This is a genomic window from Amycolatopsis sp. NPDC005232, assembly GCF_040607795.1.
Lineage (GTDB): Bacteria > Actinomycetota > Actinomycetes > Mycobacteriales > Pseudonocardiaceae > Amycolatopsis.
Genome location: NZ_JBEXHL010000001.1, coordinates 365,174 through 381,089, shown reverse-complemented (window position 1 = coordinate 381,089; position 15,916 = coordinate 365,174). Strand labels below are relative to the sequence as shown.

At 68.6% G+C, this 15,916-nt stretch carries 16 protein-coding genes and 1 pseudogene; 3 read left to right on the top strand and 14 right to left on the bottom strand.

Annotation, left to right across the window (positions count from 1 at the left end):
- Positions 1-35: 35 nt before the first annotated feature.
- The 9 genes from ABZU76_RS01875 to ABZU76_RS01835 all read right to left on the bottom strand — a co-directional run bounded on the left by ABZU76_RS01875 (position 36) and on the right by ABZU76_RS01835 (position 10,738).
- The gene (locus ABZU76_RS01875) at positions 36-968 is read right to left on the bottom strand and encodes a hypothetical protein (RefSeq protein ID WP_354864053.1); all 933 of its coding nucleotides are present in this window, start codon (positions 966-968) and stop codon (positions 36-38) included.
- 181 nt (positions 969-1,149) lie between these two features.
- Entirely contained in the window at positions 1,150-2,850 is a 1,701-nt protein-coding gene (locus ABZU76_RS01870; RefSeq protein ID WP_354864051.1) for a S8 family serine peptidase, read from the bottom strand.
- Positions 2,851-2,939: 89 nt separating this feature from the next.
- Complete coding sequence (locus tag ABZU76_RS01865; protein WP_354864049.1) at positions 2,940-3,938, bottom strand: dipeptide ABC transporter ATP-binding protein; 999 nt, start codon at positions 3,936-3,938, stop codon at positions 2,940-2,942.
- On the bottom strand, positions 3,931-4,932 hold the full coding sequence (locus ABZU76_RS01860) for an ABC transporter ATP-binding protein (protein WP_354864047.1): 1,002 nt from the start codon (positions 4,930-4,932) through the stop codon (positions 3,931-3,933). Before ABZU76_RS01860 ends, ABZU76_RS01865 begins: the two co-directional genes overlap by 8 nt.
- A gap of 6 nt (positions 4,933-4,938) precedes the next feature.
- Positions 4,939-5,892, bottom strand: coding sequence for an ABC transporter permease (locus ABZU76_RS01855; RefSeq protein ID WP_220244267.1), 954 nt, complete (start codon positions 5,890-5,892; stop codon positions 4,939-4,941).
- Complete coding sequence (locus ABZU76_RS01850; protein ID WP_220244268.1) at positions 5,885-6,811, bottom strand: ABC transporter permease; 927 nt, start codon at positions 6,809-6,811, stop codon at positions 5,885-5,887. The genes ABZU76_RS01855 and ABZU76_RS01850 overlap by 8 nt, the downstream gene beginning before the upstream one ends.
- Before the next feature lie 95 nt (positions 6,812-6,906).
- The gene (locus ABZU76_RS01845; protein WP_354864044.1) at positions 6,907-8,529 is read right to left on the bottom strand and encodes an ABC transporter substrate-binding protein; all 1,623 of its coding nucleotides are present in this window, start codon (positions 8,527-8,529) and stop codon (positions 6,907-6,909) included.
- Positions 8,530-8,695: 166 nt separating this feature from the next.
- Positions 8,696-9,649, bottom strand: a complete 954-nt coding sequence (locus ABZU76_RS01840) for a Ppx/GppA phosphatase family protein (protein ID WP_354864042.1) — start codon at positions 9,647-9,649, stop codon at positions 8,696-8,698.
- A 24-nt stretch (positions 9,650-9,673) separates the two neighbouring features.
- Positions 9,674-10,738, bottom strand: a complete 1,065-nt coding sequence (locus tag ABZU76_RS01835) for a lytic transglycosylase domain-containing protein (RefSeq protein WP_354864748.1) — start codon at positions 10,736-10,738, stop codon at positions 9,674-9,676.
- A gap of 147 nt (positions 10,739-10,885) precedes the next feature.
- Between ABZU76_RS01835 and ABZU76_RS01830 the strand changes: the two genes are divergently transcribed.
- From ABZU76_RS01830 to ABZU76_RS01820, 3 genes are all read left to right on the top strand, one after another.
- The gene (locus ABZU76_RS01830; RefSeq protein WP_354864785.1) at positions 10,886-11,389 is read left to right on the top strand and encodes a hypothetical protein; all 504 of its coding nucleotides are present in this window, start codon (positions 10,886-10,888) and stop codon (positions 11,387-11,389) included.
- A 162-nt stretch (positions 11,390-11,551) separates the two neighbouring features.
- Positions 11,552-11,794: a hypothetical protein gene (locus ABZU76_RS01825; protein WP_354864783.1), complete on the top strand. Its 243-nt coding sequence runs from the start codon at positions 11,552-11,554 to the stop codon at positions 11,792-11,794.
- A gap of 102 nt (positions 11,795-11,896) precedes the next feature.
- Positions 11,897-12,205, top strand: coding sequence for a hypothetical protein (locus tag ABZU76_RS01820; protein ID WP_354864781.1), 309 nt, complete (start codon positions 11,897-11,899; stop codon positions 12,203-12,205).
- A gap of 99 nt (positions 12,206-12,304) precedes the next feature.
- On the opposite strand, the gene ABZU76_RS01815 is transcribed toward ABZU76_RS01820, so the two are convergent.
- The 5 genes and pseudogenes from ABZU76_RS01815 to eno all read right to left on the bottom strand — a co-directional run bounded on the left by ABZU76_RS01815 (position 12,305) and on the right by eno (position 15,909).
- A complete protein-coding gene (locus tag ABZU76_RS01815) occupies positions 12,305-12,838 on the bottom strand; it encodes a DUF501 domain-containing protein (protein ID WP_354864040.1) in 534 nt (177 codons plus the stop codon).
- Positions 12,839-13,207: 369 nt separating this feature from the next.
- Positions 13,208-13,417: pseudogene (locus ABZU76_RS01810) on the bottom strand (helix-turn-helix transcriptional regulator); the annotation flags it as partial.
- Positions 13,417-13,908 (bottom strand): DUF2975 domain-containing protein, encoded by a 492-nt coding sequence (locus ABZU76_RS01805; RefSeq protein WP_354864038.1) that lies wholly within the window; start codon positions 13,906-13,908, stop codon positions 13,417-13,419. The pseudogene ABZU76_RS01810 and the gene ABZU76_RS01805, both read right to left, overlap by 1 nt.
- Positions 13,909-14,029: 121 nt before the next feature.
- Positions 14,030-14,392 (bottom strand): septum formation initiator family protein, encoded by a 363-nt coding sequence (locus tag ABZU76_RS01800; protein WP_220244275.1) that lies wholly within the window; start codon positions 14,390-14,392, stop codon positions 14,030-14,032.
- A 230-nt stretch (positions 14,393-14,622) separates the two neighbouring features.
- Positions 14,623-15,909: a phosphopyruvate hydratase gene (gene eno, locus ABZU76_RS01795; RefSeq protein WP_220244276.1), complete on the bottom strand. Its 1,287-nt coding sequence runs from the start codon at positions 15,907-15,909 to the stop codon at positions 14,623-14,625.
- Between the last annotated feature and the right edge of the window lie 7 nt (positions 15,910-15,916).

The following is a 15,916-nucleotide window of genomic DNA, read 5'->3' as shown; positions in this document are numbered from 1 at the left end:
TGTGCAACCGCCCGCCGGTGGCCGCAGCGCTCGGCTCAGGGCACGAAAGCCGCGCCGACGCTCTCGTTGTTGGCCTCGATGAGGAACGAGTTGTGCGCCGCGTTGGCCGTGACCCTGGTGTACACCACGAAGTCGCGCGAACACGTCGCGACGATCGGAACGTTCGTCACCCAGGTGTTGATCTTGAAGTGGTGGACGGTGTTCGTCACGGTCACGCCCGCCAGCGGTCCGTTGGTCGTGGTGTTGCAGGGGTTGCCGTTCACGTCGAGCTGGTTCACCACGAGCTGCGTACCCACCAGCGAGTTCGCGCCGTCCATCCGCGCGCCGGCCGAACGTTGGCAGAGGCCGTTGTCCGCGTTGTAGCAAACGGTGATGTTCACGTCCCCGATCGCCTGCACGACCTTCGCCCCGGCGGGCGCGGTGAACGACACGGAGTTCGCGGTCGCCGAGGAGTTCACCAGCACCTTGCCGTTGAACGTCTGCTTCACGGCCGCGATGGGCCCGTCGACGTCCTGCAGGTACGAAGAGGCGAGCACCGAGATGTGCCCGCTGACGTTCGCCGCGTGGTTCACGAACTGCGCATACACCGCACAGGTGAGCGCGCTGTCCGCCGGCGCCGTCACGAATCCGCGTGTGAGCAACGTCGTCGCGGTGTTCGCGAGCACGTTCTGCCCGCTCACCAGCTGCGCCGCGTTCACCGTCTGCCCGGGCCGTCGGCAGTACACGAGGTGCGAAACCTCTGTGACCTGCGCGGCGTCGTCCACGTTCAGCTTGCTGCTGACGTACCGCGTCTCCCCGGCCGGCACGGTGACCGCCGCCCCGAGCGCCCGCGTGTGCTTCCCCGCGGCCGGCGTACTCGACGGATCACTCGCATACCCTCCGGGCGCGGAAATCGGCACGGTCGTCGCGGCGTTCGCCGCCCCGGCCCCGGCCAGGAGCCCCGCCACGACGATCCCGACCACGGCCACCTTGGCCCACCCACCACAACGCACAGCCCCCACCCCCCAGGCGCGGCACTCGACGCGCCGCCCCATCGTTGGGCGCGCCGGTTTGCGGTGTCAATGCCCCTATTCGCGATTCACCACTTGGCGCAAAACGGCCCTGCGTCAAGGCGCGAGAACCTTGACACAGGGCCGTCAACCGCGAGAACTACTGCTTCACGTACTTGGCCCCATGCGTCACAGCCGCATAGGCATCCACCGCACCATGCCCGTAAAACCCGTTGAACGAAGCATTCCCCGTACAAGTGGCCGTGAACGACGCGTCCCGGCCCTCGTCCAGGTAGTCCACCGTCCGCGGCACCGGGCACGCGACCGGCGAAGCCGTCCCCTCCAAAACGCGCTGCACCGCATCCGGGTCCATGCCGAAGCCGGAACCCGACTTCTTCCCGTACTCGGAAACGATCAACGCAGCCACACCGGCAGCGTGCGGCGTCGCCATCGAAGTCCCCTGCAGCCACTGGTAGTAGCCGACCCGGCCGTCACGAGCGACGGCCTTCTGCACACCCGCGGCGACCCCGGCCGGAGTCACGTTGCCGGCCTCGTCGACGTTCCCCTCGACCACAGCCACATTGCGCGGGTAAGCCGACAGGATTTCGTTCTCCACCTTCTGGAACCAAGGCGTCCCGAAGCCGTCCCGGAAATACCCACCGGGCGCGGAAACCGAGATCTGCTCGGTCCCGTAATTGGAGTAGTCCGCCTTCGCCTGCGAGGGACCAAACGCGCCGACACCGATCGTGTGCGGGCCTTCCGTCGGCATCGACAGGCAGGACGCGTTGTCGATCTGACGCGGGTGCGCCGCGGTGCTCGGGTAGTCCGGGCTGGTCGCGTCGGGCAGCGGCGCGCCGAGGTCCGTGTGCTCGTTGCCGAGGGCGACGACCATCGAAACGCCCTTGCGGTGCGCGTAGTTCAGCGCCCGCGTGGTGGCCTCGATGACGGTGCGCTGCTCGGCCTGCTCCTCGGCGGAGTCGGCCGGGTTCGCGCGGCAGTTGTAGAGCCACGGGTCGGTGTAGAAGCTCATGTTCACCACGTCGATGCCCGCGTCACCGGCGTAGGTCAGCGCGTCGACGGTCGGCTGGAGGAAGAAGAAGCCCGAGTCCTGGCCGGCGCGGATGTTCACCAGCGAGACGCCCGGCGCGACGCCCGAGACGCCGAAGCCGTTCACCGCCGCACCGATCGTGCCGGCGACGTGGGTGCCGTGGCCGTTGTCGTCGTGGTCTATCGCGTCGACGCAGCCGCGGTACTCGCACGGACCGTCCACCACGGCGCCGTTCACGTCCGCGACGATGTCCCGCGTGAAGTTGCGCGAGTCGGCGCGGTCGAAGTTCGGCGCGATGTCCGGGTGACTGGCGTCGATGCCGGTGTCGATGATGCCGACCTTCACGCGCTTGTCACCGGGCTGCACGGTGCGCGCGAGGTCCGACCGGGTGGATTTCAGGCCCCAGAGCTGGTCGTCCAGCGGGTCTGTACCAGAAGCGCCACGCTTGGCACCGGAAGCCTTCCCCCGGCCCTCCTTCTCGACCGCGTCGTGCTTCACCTTCTTGCCGTCCCGCGGCGCCGAGCCGATCGCCTTCGACCGGGCCGCGCCGAACACCGCGCTGCTGGAAGACACCCGCGCCACGAAGCCCGAAGCCGGCGCCGAAGCCGTGATCAGCCCGACGGCGTCGTTCCGGGCCACCACCGTCCCGCCGGCGGCCTCGACCGCGGCCACGGCGGCGCCGACGTCCGAACGCGCCAGCACCGTGAACTCCGTGACCGGGCCGGACACCCCCGCCGACGCGACCGGCACGAAGGAAGCCGCACCGAGCAGGGGTACCGCCAACACGGCGAGAAGCAGTCTGGGTCTTTTCACGAGTCCTCCTCCAACGCGAAAACCGACAATGCAACGTACATACCGGACACACGTTGCAGCAATCGCCAAGCGGAGGAACCCGACTAAAGTCAGGGCACCACGGACCGGGCTTCCGCGAAGTGACACGCCGAGAGGTGCCCGTCGGTGCGCGGCGAGAGCTCGGGCACCTCCGTGGCGCAGATGTCCTGCGCCTTCCAGCACCGCGTGCGGAACCGGCAGCCCGACGGCGGGTCGAGCGGGCTCGGCGGGTCGCCCTCGAGCCGGATGATCTGCCGCTGCCCACGCACCTCCGGGTCGGCCACGGGCACGGCCGAGAGCAGCGCCTGCGTGTACGGGTGCGAGGGCCGCTCGTAGATCTCGTCCTCGGTGCCGATCTCCACGATCTTGCCCAGGTACATCACAGCCACGCGCGTGGCGAGGTGGCGCACCACGGACAGGTCGTGCGCGATGAACACGTACGACAGCCCGAACTCCGTCTGCAGGTCGCCGAGCAGGTTCATCACCTGCGCCTGGATGGAGACGTCCAAAGCGGACACCGGCTCGTCGCAGATGATCACCTTCGGCCGCAGCGCGAGCGCCCGCGCGATGCCGATGCGCTGGCGCTGCCCGCCCGAGAACTGGTGCGGGTAGCGGTTGAGGTGCTCGGGGTTGAGCCCCACCACGTCCAGCAGCTCGCGCACCTTCTGCGCGCGCGAACCCTTCGGCGCCACCTCGGTGTGGATCTCGAACGGCTCGCCGATGATGTCACCGACCGTCATCCGCGGGTTCAGCGACGTGTACGGGTCTTGCAGCACGATCTGGATCTCGCGCCGCAGCCGCCGCAGCTCACCGCCGCTCAGCTTGAAGATGTCGCGGCCCTCGAACGTCGCCCCGCCCGCGGTCGGCTCTTCCAGGCGCATCAGCACCTGCGCGAGCGTCGACTTGCCGCAGCCCGACTCGCCCACCACGCCGAGCGTCTCGCCCGGCGCCAGGTCGAACGAGACACCATCGACGGCCTTGACGTGCCCGACGGTGCGTTTGAACAGCACGCCCTGGCGCACCGGGAAGTGCTTCACCAGCTCCTGCACGCTGAGAATCGGCTCAGACACGGCTTTCCACCACCTCTTCGGCGAAGTGACACGCACTGACCCGGCCGAACCCGAGACTGTGCAACGACGGCCGTTCCTCCGAACAGCGTTGCTCCGCCCGCTTGCACCGCGGGTGGAACGGGCAGCCCGAAGGGATGTGGAGCAGGCTCGGCGGCAGCCCCTTGATCGTCTCCAGCGTCTGGCCCTTGAGATCCAGGCGCGGCAACGAGTCCATCAGCGCCGCCGTGTACGGGTGGCCCGGTGACTTGAACAGCTCGTGCACGTCGGCCTGCTCCACGATCCGGCCCGCGTACATCACGGCGATCCGGTCGGCGACCTCCGCGACCACGCCCAGGTCGTGGGTGATGAGGACCAGCCCCATCTGCCGTTCGCGCTGGATCTCGCCCAGCAGGTCCATGATCTGGGCCTGCACGGTCACGTCGAGCGCCGTGGTCGGCTCGTCCGCGATCAGCAGCACGGGGTCGAGCGCCAGCGACATCGCGATCATCGCGCGCTGGCGCATGCCGCCCGAGAACTGGTGCGGGTAGTCCTTCACCCGCCGCGCGGCGGCCGGGATGCGCACCAGGTCCAGCAGCTCGATCGCGCGCTTGCGGGCGTCCTGTTTGGACATGCCCCGCCGCACGCGCAGCTGTTCTTCGATCTGGAACCCCACGGTGAACACGGGGTTCAGCGCCGAAAGCGCGTCCTGGAAGATCATCGCGATCTCGGTGCCGCGCAGCTCGCGCCGCCGCTCGGGCGTGGCCGTGAGGAGGTCCTCGCCGCGGTAGCGGATCGAACCGCCAGTGATCACCCCCGGCGGCATGTCGAGGATGCCCATGATGGTCTGCGCGGTCACGCTCTTGCCGGAGCCGGATTCACCCAGCACCGCAAGGGTTTCGCCGGCGTGCACGGAGTAGCTCACGCCGTTGAGCACGTTGGCGACGCCGTCGGACGTGCGGAACTCCACCTGGAGGTCTTCGACCTCGAGCAGCAGATCGTTGCGTGTATCGGTCATCGGCCGCTACCTCGACTTCGGGTCGAGCGCGTCGCGGATCCCGTCACCGAGCATCACGAACGCGAGCACGGTGATGGTGACGAACGCACCGGGGAACAAGAGCATGTGCGGGTCGGCACGGAAGTAGTCGCGCGAGTCGCTGATCATCACGCCCCACGAGATCACCGGCGGCCGCACGCCGATGCCGAGGTACGCGAGCGTCGCCTCGGCGCCGATGGCCGCGCCGAGCGCGATGGTGGCGTAGACCAGCACCGGCGCGAGCGTGTTGGGCAGCAGGTGCCGGAACACGATGCGCGGCGTGCTGGCGCCGAGCGCACGAGCGGCCTTCACGTAGTCGAGCTGCTTCGCGACCAGCGTCGCCGAGCGCATGATGCGCATGGCGACCGGCCAGGTCAGCACCGCGATGGAGCAGACGACCTGCACGATGATCGTCACGGCGCCGGGGTTGGAGCCGGGCGCGTTGAACGTGGTGAGGATGACGATCGCGCCGAGCACGAACGGCAGGCCGGCGAAGATGTCGCCGAGCCGCGAGAGCAGGCTGTCGATCAGGCGGCCGTAGTAGCCGGCGAGGATGCCGACCAGCGAGCCGAACACCACCGTCAGGATCGTCGCGAACACCCCGACCAGCAGCGACGCGCGAGCGCCGTAGATGGTGCGGGTGTAGACGTCGTAACCCTGGTTGTCGTAGCCGAACCAGGCGTCGGACGACGGGCCCTGGTTGGCCTTCGTCAGGTCGCCCATCCCGGGGTCACCGTGCGCGAACAGGCCCGGCGCGACCGCGATGAGCACGATGAACACGATGATCACCGCGGAGATCACGAACGCCGGCTTGCGGCGCAGCTGGCGCCAGGCGTCACCCCACAGGCTGCGGGGCTTCTTCGCTTCGGTCGCGGAGTCGTCGATGCGCGACAGCTCCGCCGCGTCGACAGCCGTGCCTCCGACGAGGTTGGGGTCAGTCATAGCGGATCCTCGGGTCGAGAACGGCGTACAGCAGGTCCACGATCAGGCTCATCAGCAGGTACACGAGCACGAGCAGCACCACGACGCCCACGACGGTGGCGCTCTCGCGGTTCTGGATGCCGCGGAAGATGAGCCCGCCCAGGCCGTTGATGTTGAACACGCCCTCGGTCACGATCGCGCCGCCCATCAGCGCGCCCAGGTCGGTGCCGAGGAACGTCAGCACCGGGATCACCGAGTTGCGCAGCAGGTGCACGCCGACCACGCGGCTGTTGGGCTGGCCCTTCGCGATGGCCGTGCGGATGTAGTCCGCATGGCGGTTCTCCGCGATCGACGTTCTCGTGAGCCGCGCGACGTAGGCCATCGAGAGGCTGCCCAGCGCGATGCCGGGCACGATCAGCTCGCCGAAGCCCGGGTTGTCCGACACGCTCGTGTCGATGATGCCGAGCTCGGTGCCGAGCACGAGCTGCAGCACGATCGCGGTCACGAACACCGGCAGCGAGATGAGGAACGTGGTGGAGACGAGCACCAGGTTGTCGAGGAAACCCTTGCCGCGCAAGCCGGTCAGCACGCCGGCGGTCAGGCCGATCACGGCCTCGATGAGCACCGCGACGAGCGCCAGGCGCAGCGTGATCGGGTAGGAGGTGGCGATCAGCTCGCCGACGGAGGTGCCGTTGAAGGTCTCGCCCCAGTCGCCCGTGAAGAGGCTGCCGAGGTACTTGAGGTACTGGAGGATCAGGTTGTCGTTCAGGTGGAACTTCTCGGTCATCAGGTCGACGTAGGCCTGGGGGCAGGCCGTCTGACCGCACTTGCCGGAGAAGGGATCACCCGGGACGGCCCACACCAGCACGTAGATCAGGAAGGTCGTTCCGAAGAACACCGGGATCAGCTGGAGCAGGCGTCGCAGGACGTAGCGAATCATGCGTCAGTTCCTAGGAGTGCGCGCCGGGCGAGCCGCGGACCGTCCTTTTGAGACGGTCCGCGGCTGCCTTGGTGATGGGACGTCTTCTCAGCGCGTCACTTGGTGACCTCGACCGACGAGTAGTCGGCGCGGCGCCGGAAGTCGAGCGTCACGGTCTTGGTGTGCTTGGACTTCGCGGCCACACCCTTCTCGTCCCAGACCGGGATCGAGGGCAGGTCCTTGGCGATGGCGTCCTCGGCCTGCTGGTAGATCTTGATCGCGGCGTCCTTGTCCGGCGTGGAGTCGGCCTGCTCCAGGAGCTGGTCGACGGCCGGGTTGGTGTAGACCGAGTCGTTCGACGAGGCACCCGAGCGGTAGATCGGGTTCAGGAAGTCCTCGATCGACGGGTAGTCGGCCGACCAGTCCGAACGGCCCATGCCGGTCAGCTTGTGGCCCGTCACGATGCTGCGCCACTGGCCGAAGTCCGTGGCCGGCACGAAGTCGCACTCGACGCCGAGCACGTTCTTGATGCTGTTGCACGCGGCCACCAGCGGCTCCTTGCGGCCACCGTCGGCGTTGGACGCGATGGTGAGCTTGCCCTTGAAGCCGGACTTCGCGAACGCCGCCTTGGCCGCCGTCGGGTCGAACTTGCAGAACTCGCACACGGCCGGGCGGTAGCCCTCGATGCCCTGCGAGACGTAGCCGTCGGCCGGCACGTAGGTGTCATTCATGACGGTCTTGGTGATCTGCGTGCGGTCGATCGCCATGGAGATGGCCTTGCGCAGGTCGAGGTTGTCGTAGCCGGGCACGTAGTACGGCACGGCGATGGTGCTGATGCCAAGCAGGTGACCCATGACCAGGTTGTCCTTGAGATCGGTCTTGTACTTGCTGCCGGCCAGCGCCGAGGGCGGGAGCGTCTCGATGAAGTCGAGCTTGTTGCTCAGCAGGTCCTGGTACGCGGTTTCCTGGCTCGCGTAGATCTTGATGTCCAGGTCCTTGAACTTGACCTTGTCCTGGCCCTTGTAGTCGTCGTTGCGCGTCAGCTTGATGTCGACGTTCGGCGTGCGGCTGACGAACTTCATCGGGCCGTTGCCGATCGGGTGCTGCGCGAAAGCCTTGGGGTCCTTGAAGAACACGTCGGGCAGCGGCGCGAAGGCCGTGTAGCCGATCTTGGTGGCGAAGACCGAGAACGGCGCCTTCAGCGTCACCTGGAACTCGTAGTCGCCCTTCACGACCAGGCCGGACATCTTGTCCGTGGTCGGCTTGGCGTTGTCGTCGGCCGGGTGGACGTCGTCGTAGCCCTGGATGTTCTCGAAGAACGTGCTGTTGATCTGGCCGTTGGGCGAGTAGGCGCCGTAGTTCCAGGCGTCGACGAAGTTCTTCGCCTTGACCTCGGTGCCGTCGTGGAACTTCCAGCCCTGCTTGATCTTGATGTCGAAGACCTTGGAGTCGGTCGTGGTGATCGACTCGGCCATCTGGTTGTAGGGCTGCGCGTTGTCACCCTTGAACGCGACCAGCTCGGCGAACATCGCGTCGACGGCCTTCGAGCCACCCAGCTCGTTGGTGTTCGTGGGGATCAGCGTGTTCTGCGGCTCGGTGCCGTAGACGGTGAAGGTCCCGTTGGGATCCACCTCGCCGGACGACCCGCTACTGCTGGAGCCACCACCACACGCGGCCAGGACCAATGACAAGGTTGTCACCACCGCGGCGGCTCCCCAGAGCCTGCGTGAACGACGCATCGTTCCCCTCCATCTCATGTTCCCGAAAAGTGAGATGGAGGTTATCTGGCTATTGGCGGTTTGTAACCAGATCGCTCGGTTGCAAAAGAGTGACAACCTTGTCGCTCACCCGGGCAGAGCACGACCATGGTCGTGTTGATCACCGTGCGTGTCCGCGCTGCTCCACTCAGGCGAGGGACAGCGCGATTCCGTCGAGGATGTCGTGTTCGCTCACGATCAGCTGGTCCGGACCACCGCGTTTCGCGAGCTGCTCGGCCAGCACCTGCACGATCACCGCACCCCCGCCGATCACGTCCACCCTGCCCGGATGGATCACGGGGTTGGCCGCGCGGGTGGCCCGGTCGGCCGCCAGCAGGCTCGTCGCGAGGTGGTCGATCTCGGCGTGGGAAAGCTTCGACAGGTGCGTGCGTTCGGAGTCGTATTCGGGCAGCTCCTGCGAGACCGCTGACAACGTGGTCACCGTGCCGGCGACCCCGATCCAGGTCTTCGCCTTGACCACGTCGACGACGTCGAAGGCCTCGGTGAGGATGGTCTCGGCGGTGGTTTTCGCCCGGGCGATTTCTTCGTCGGTGGGCGGGTCACCCTTGAGGTCGCGCTCGGTGATGCGCACGCAGCCGATGTCCACGGACTTGGCCGCGAGCACCTCGGCGCGCTGCCCGTCCCACGTGCCGAGGACGAGCTCGGTCGAGCCGCCGCCGACGTCGACGACCAAGAACGGACCGTCGTCCGGGTCCTGCTCCCCGACCGCGCCGGTGAAGGACAGCCGCGCTTCCTCGTCGCCGCTGATCACTTCGGCCTCGACGCCGAGCGTCTCGCGCGTCATGGCGAAGAACTCGTCGCGATTGCTGGCGTCCCTCGTGGCGGAGGTGGCGACCATCCTTATTTTTTCGACACCCTTGCGCCGCGCCGCGATCGTGTAGTCGGCGAGGGCTTTTCGCGTCCGCTCCAGCGCTTCCGGCGCCAGGCGCCCGGTGGCGTCAACGCCTTGGCCGAGGCGCACGATGCGCATCTCACGGTGCAGGTCGCGCAGGTCCACCGTGCCGTCGTGGCGCGGCGTCAGCTCGGCGACGAGCAGGCGGATGGAGTTGGTCCCACAGTCGATCGCGGCTACACGAGGCATGGCGTCGACCTTACTGGGTCGAGGTCAGGACGCTGGGGCGTCGCTCGTCGTGCTGGGCGTGGTGCTGGTGTCGTCGGGCTGCGTGGAGCTCGGCGGGCCGCACGGCGGGAGGCTCGTGGTGGTCGTCGTGGTCGTGGTGGTGCTGCTCGGCGGTGTGCTGTCCTGCGTTGTGCTGGATTCGCAGGTCGGCGTGGTGGTGGTAGTGGTCGTGGTGTCGGTCGAGGTGTTGCTGCTGGTGCCGGTCGGCGGCAACGACGTCTGCGGCGGCCCACTCGGCGGCGTACTGGACACCGGTGGCGGCGGCACAGCCGGCGGCGGCGGGTTCACGCCCGCATTCGGCGCCCCGACCGGAATCTGACTGTCCGGCAGCGGCGCGACGCCGTTGCGGTAGGCCTCGGCCCAGAGGATGACGGTGTTCACGTACACGTCGGAGTTGTTGTAGCGGTAGATCGCCGTGCGCAGCTGGTCCGGGTTCGCGACGTCCAGGCCGCCGGAGCAGAGGTAGCGCGCCGTGGCCAGCGAGGCGTCGAACAGGTTCTCGGGGTCTGCGGCGCCGTCACCGTTCCCGTCGGACGCGTACTCGCGCCACGTCGCAGGGATGAACTGCGCCGGCCCCACCGCGCGATCCCAGACGGTGTCGTGGTCCAGCACGCCGCCGTCAGTGTCGGGGATCGCCGCGAAGGGCCCGGTCCCGTTGAGCTCCGGGCCGAGGATCGGCTCGAGCGCCGTGCCCGCCGCGTCGACGTACCCACCCCGCGCGTGGTTGGACTCGATCCGCCCGATGCTGGCGACCAGCGCCCAGTCGATGTGGCAGATCGGCTGTTCGTGGGCCAGGATGTCGGCCGCATTGTGATAGGCGGCGAGGGCTGTGGTCGGGATGCCGAGAGGCCCGGTGGGCAACTCGTACGCCGGCAGCGGCAACGGGACGGGGGAGTCGGGCAGGCTGCCGTCGACAGCGACCTTTTCCACCTGGGGGTTCTGGGGGTCGTAACCCTGCTCGAGGGCTACGTCTTTGGTGTGGGTCGTCGGCAGACCGGCCGTCCACGCCCCGATGGCCAGTGTTACGGCGATCGCCGGCACGACCGCCAGGATCCCGACGGCGATGGAGAACGCGTTTCGGTGCTTTGCGGTGACCTTTCGGCTGCGGTACCGGGCTTTCCTCGTGGCGATCCGCAGGGGCCGCCGGCTGTGACTCGGTGGGGCTTGGGTCGGCCTTGACCAGCGGCGGGGTCCGTCTTGGCCTTCTTCGGCGTCAGCTTCAGCTTCCGCTGCTTCTGCTTCGCCCGCTTCGCTTACTTCGTCAACGGCTCGGGCTCCGTCTTCTTCAATCGCTCCGGCCGCTTCGCCGACTTCGGCTACTTCGCCGACCTCGGCAGCGGCTCCGACTTCGCCTTCTTCACCGGCTCCGGCTACTTCGCCTGCTTCGGTTTGAGCCACACCGACCTGCGCCTCTGGCTCGGCATCGGGTGCCACGACCTCGGTTCCGCCGGCTACCTCGGCGTGAGCTTCGTCGACTTCGCCCGCTTCAGCCTGGGCCGCTTCGCCCTCCCCAGCGCTCGCAGCTCCAACTCCCTCACCCTGGGCCGCAGCTTCGCCGTGCGCTTCGGCTTCAGCCGCGCCACCTTCACGCGCCGCGGCCTGACTTCCTTGCCCTTCGTCGGCGCACACGGCTTCAGCTGCTTCGCCTCGCACCGCAGCTTCGCCAGCCACCTCGATATGAGCCGCGTCGTCGCCACCTGACTCGACCCAAGCTACTTCGCCTTCGTCGCCGCACGCGGCGTCAGCGGCTTCGACCTGCACGTCTGCTTCGTCAATCGCTTCGGCTCGAGCTGCTTCGCCGTCACCGGGCTCGGCCTGAGCTCGCTCGCCTTCTCCAGCACGAGCAACCCCGGCTGCGTCGACGTGAACCGCAGCCTCGTCGGCTACCTCGATTTGAGCCGGCTCCACCTCGCGCAGCTCGACCTGGGCTGCTTTGCCTTCGTCGGCACGCGCAGCTTCAGCTGTTTCGACTCGCACTGCAGCTTCGTCGACTGCTGCGGCTCCTTCAGCCCCGGCATCTTCGGCGGCTTCGGCCCAAGGCCCTCGCGCCTCGGCGTCGTCTGCCGCCTTAGGTTCGGCCGTTCCGGCTTCGGCGCTGCCCTCTAGGACGTCGTCGTCTGGCGCATCCGATTCGCGTCCGGCGATCCGAGCCAGATCTTCAGCCTCGGCTGCGGTCCCCGGGCCCGGCGCACCTTCGTCATCAGCCGGGTGCTCGTTGTTGTCGGCGGCGTCGTCCGGGCCATTCGCCTCGCGCAAGGTGTGCACGGCCGCGTCTTCGGCTTCTTCACGGCCCTCGTTGGCGGTCTCCGCAATGGAGGGTTCCTCGCCGAGGGCGTGGCCGCGACCGTCCACATCGCTCGCCTCGACTTCGGCCGAAGCCTCATCGCGAGGGGCGTCGCCGTGGGGTCCATTGCGGAGCTTCCGGGCGATGTGCCCGAGTCCGCGTGGCGCCCGCATGGTCCGAACCCTCCTCGGGGTCACCCGGTGATGAGCCCGATGGTTGCCTACGTCGTGTGAAGATTCCGTACTCAGCTTGGCGGCGGGTCACCCGTACGGGAACCCACAGATGCAGTAACTGCCCGCCTGTCCGGACTATCTGCACACGAGACGGAAGCGTTACCCCTCTTCGGCTGCGGCGCACTCGCCCGAGGGCCAGCCCTGGGTGTGGAGCCAGGCGAGGGTCTCGTCACCGAAAGGGTTGACCCCCGGGCCGGCGGCGAGGGTGTGGGCGAGGTGGACGTGGAGGCACTTCACGCGCCCCGGCATGCCACCGGCGGTGACCTGCGTGCCGAGGGACTCGATGGCGTCGCGCTCGGCGAGGTAGGTCTCGTGCGTGCGCAGGTACGCCGCGGCGAGCTCCGGGTCGGTCTCGAGCCGCGCGGTCATCTCCTTCATCACACCGGACGCCTCCAACGTGCCGACGAGCGACGTCAGCCGCGGGCACGTCAAGTAGTAGAGCGTGGGGAACGGGGTGCCGTTCTCGAGCCGCGGGCTCGTCTGCACCACCGACGGGTGCCCGCTCGGACACCGCGCCGCCACCGCCCGCAACGCACGCGGCGGCCGCCCGAGCTGCTCCTTGATGATCTCCCGGTCTGCATCGGAGACCGGCTCGAAGCGGGGGGTTTCCGTGCTGCGGTTGCTGCTGTTCACGCCCCCAGGTTAGTGCCGCCGACGCCCGGCCCCTCCGCCACCTCCGCCTGACCCCCCGACTTATCCACAACTCGACTCCCCTGTGGACAACTCGGCCCCTCACGGCCTCGACCGCCGTTTTCGCCGGCCCCCGCCGGTAGAATGGGATGGGGACGCCCCCCTTGGGAGGGCGGGGGCCTGTGGTCTCGGCGGCGGCGTCCGATGAGTAGACAAGCGAGACCAGACGCGGCGGGGATCGCGGGCGTTATGGCGTGTCCACGCGATCCACGTGCCGTGTCACAACCCACTGACACCAGGCGTTTTCTCGCCCACCCGAGACACCTCGCCCCCCGCGTCGCCCCTCGCGTCGCCCCCCGCGTCGTCCCCCGCGTCGTCCTCCGACTCCCAGCGCAGCAGGTCACCCGGCTGGCACTCCAGCACCTCACAAAGCGCCGCCAGGGTCGCGAAGCGAACTGCCTTGGCGCGGCCGTTCTTCAGCACCGCCAGGTTCGCCGGTGTGATCCCCACGCGGTCCGCGAGCTCGCCGACCGACATCTTCCGCCGGGCCAGCATCACGTCGATGTCGACGACGATGGGCATCAGATCACCTCGTCGAGCTCGGCCTGCAGCTGCGTCGCCTCGACGTCGCGCGCGACGGCCTGGGTGAGGAGCATCCGCAGGACCAGCACGATGAGCGCGACGCCCAGGATGGCGACGCCGATCCCGCCCATGATGAGGGTGACGCCGGGGTCGTCGCGCTGGCCGGGTGCGTTGATGGCCGTGACCGCGAACCACACGAGGGCCGCCGCCACGATCGCGCCGATGACGGTGTCGACGTAGCGGAAGGCGGCGTGGGAGAACACGGTGCCGCGGCGCACCATCGTCACCAGCCGCCACACGCTGACCACGGCGACCTGCACCGTCCCCAGGCCCAGGATCGCGAGGAGGCGAAACGCGGTCAGCGGCAGCGTCCCGTCCTCCGGGTCGCTCCCGGTGACCAGCACCCACACCATCAGCACCTGGATCAGCACGGTTCCGGTGAGCACCACCGCGAGCACCGTGCGCAGCGCGTTCACTGCCAGCTTTCCCACAGGCCAACCTCCCATCGAGTTACGATGGGAATCTATCGATTTTCGATAGCTTAGGCAAGCCGCAAAAGAGAAACGGCGGGGTACCCGAAGGCACCCCGCCGCTCAACCCAAAACCAGACCGTCACCCACCGGAAACCGAGTCCCACAGCTTCTCGTACCAAGACCCCTGCGGAACCGCCGCCGGGTTGGCCGCGGGAGGCGGCGCGGAAGGCTGGTCCTCCGGCAGCTGCACGATGTACGGCGTCTCCCCCGGCTTCACGTACCGCAGCCGCCGGCGGGCCTCCGCCTCGATCTGCGCCGGGTCGCTCAGCTGGGCCTTGCGGTCGCGCAGGACGTCGACTTCCTTCTGCAGCTGGGCTTGCTGCGCCTCCTGGTCACGCACTTCCGACCGCTGGCTCAGGTACGTCCGCAGCGGCACCGCGACGGTGAACGCCAGCGCACACACGACGATCGCCACCACGGCCGCGCGCCGGGTGGTCGACATGCCGAGCACCTTGGCCGCGCCCGACGCGCGTTTCGCCGCGAGGCCACGGCGTAGCCGAGCCCTCGTCGTCTCCGCTGACGAAGCCTCCGCCGTCCGACGCCGGGCCGACGCGGGGCGACGGGCCCGTGTGGACCCGCCTCCCTCGGCGCGCCGCGTCCGCGTGGACCCGGCGCCGTCGGCTCGGCCTCCGCGGCGGCTGCGCGCCCTCCCCCGGTCGGCCATGGAAACCCTCAGGCCTCCGCGGTGAACCGCGGGAAGGCGAGATCGCCGGCGTAGCGCGCGGCGTCCGCCAGAGTCTCCTCGATGCGCAGGAGCTGGTTGTACTTCGCGATCCGCTCGCCGCGCGCCGGGGCGCCCGTCTTGATCTGGCCGACGCCCGTGGCGACCGCGAGGTCCGCGATGAACGTGTCCTCGGTCTCGCCGGAGCGGTGGCTCATCATCGACTTGTAGCCGTACGACGTGGCCAGCGACACCGCGTCCAGCGTCTCCGACAGGGTGCCGATCTGGTTGACCTTCACCAGCAGCGCGTTGGCGGCGCGGCGGGTGATGCCCTCCTCGAGGCGGTCCGGGTTGGTGACGAACAGGTCGTCACCCACGAGCTGAACCTTGTCGCCGACCTCGGCGGTCAGCTGGACCCACCCGTCCCAGTCGTCCTCGCTCAGCGGGTCCTCGATGGACACGAGCGGGTAGTCGCGCAGCAGTTCGGCGTAGTAGGCCGACATCTGTTCGGCGCTGCGCTTGGTGCCCTCGAACGTGTAGGCGCCGTCGGCGAAGAACTCGGTGGCGGCGACGTCCAGCGCGAGCGCGACGTCGCGGCCCGGCGCGTAGCCGGCCTTCTCGATGGCCTGCAGGATCAGGTCGAGCGCCTCGCGGTTGTTGCCGAGGCTCGGCGCGAAGCCGCCCTCGTCGCCGAGGCCGGTGGACAGGCCGCGGCCCTTCAGCACGCCCTTGAGCGCGTGGTAGACCTCGGTGCCCCAGCGCAGCGCCTCGCGGAACGACTCGGCGCCGATCGGCGCGATCATGAACTCCTGAATGTCCACGTCGGTGTCGGCGTGGGCGCCACCGTTGAGGATGTTGAGCATCGGCACGGGCAGCACGTGCGCGTTCGGCCCGCCCAGGTAACGGAAGAGCTCCAGCTCGGCCGACTCGGCGGCGGCCTTCGCGACGGCCAGCGAGACGCCGAGGATCGCGTTGGCGCCCAGGCGCGACTTCGCGGGCGTGCCGTCGAGGTCCACGAGCTTCTGGTCGACGATCCGCTGATCCACGGCGTCGACGCCGACCAGGTCCGGACCGATCTCGTCGAGCACCGCGGCGACCGCGCGCTCCACGCCCTTGCCGTTGTAGCGACCGGTGTCCCCGTCACGCAGCTCGACTGCTTCGTGTTCGCCGGTGGACGCACCCGACGGGACAGCGGCCCGCGCCAACGTGCCGTCGTCGAGCGCCACCTCCACCTCGACGGTCGGGTTGCCACGCGAGTCCAGAATCTCGCGCGCGCCTACCTGCTCGATGAGAGCCACGCCATGC

Excerpts from the sequence above, each read along its gene's own strand:
- ABZU76_RS01860 (WP_354864047.1), bottom strand. The coding sequence starts at position 4,932 with ATGACCGATACACGCAACGATCTGCTGCTCGAGGTCGAAGACCTCCAG.
- ABZU76_RS01855 (WP_220244267.1), bottom strand. The coding sequence starts at position 5,892 with ATGACTGACCCCAACCTCGTCGGAGGCACGGCTGTCGACGCGGCGGAG.
- ABZU76_RS01850 (WP_220244268.1), bottom strand. The coding sequence starts at position 6,811 with ATGATTCGCTACGTCCTGCGACGCCTGCTCCAGCTGATCCCGGTGTTC.
- ABZU76_RS01845 (WP_354864044.1), bottom strand. The coding sequence starts at position 8,529 with ATGCGTCGTTCACGCAGGCTCTGGGGAGCCGCCGCGGTGGTGACAACC.
- ABZU76_RS01840 (WP_354864042.1), bottom strand. The coding sequence starts at position 9,649 with ATGCCTCGTGTAGCCGCGATCGACTGTGGGACCAACTCCATCCGCCTG.
- ABZU76_RS01800 (WP_220244275.1), bottom strand. The coding sequence starts at position 14,392 with ATGTCGACCACCCGGCGCGCGGCCGTGGTGGCGATCGTCGTGTGTGCG.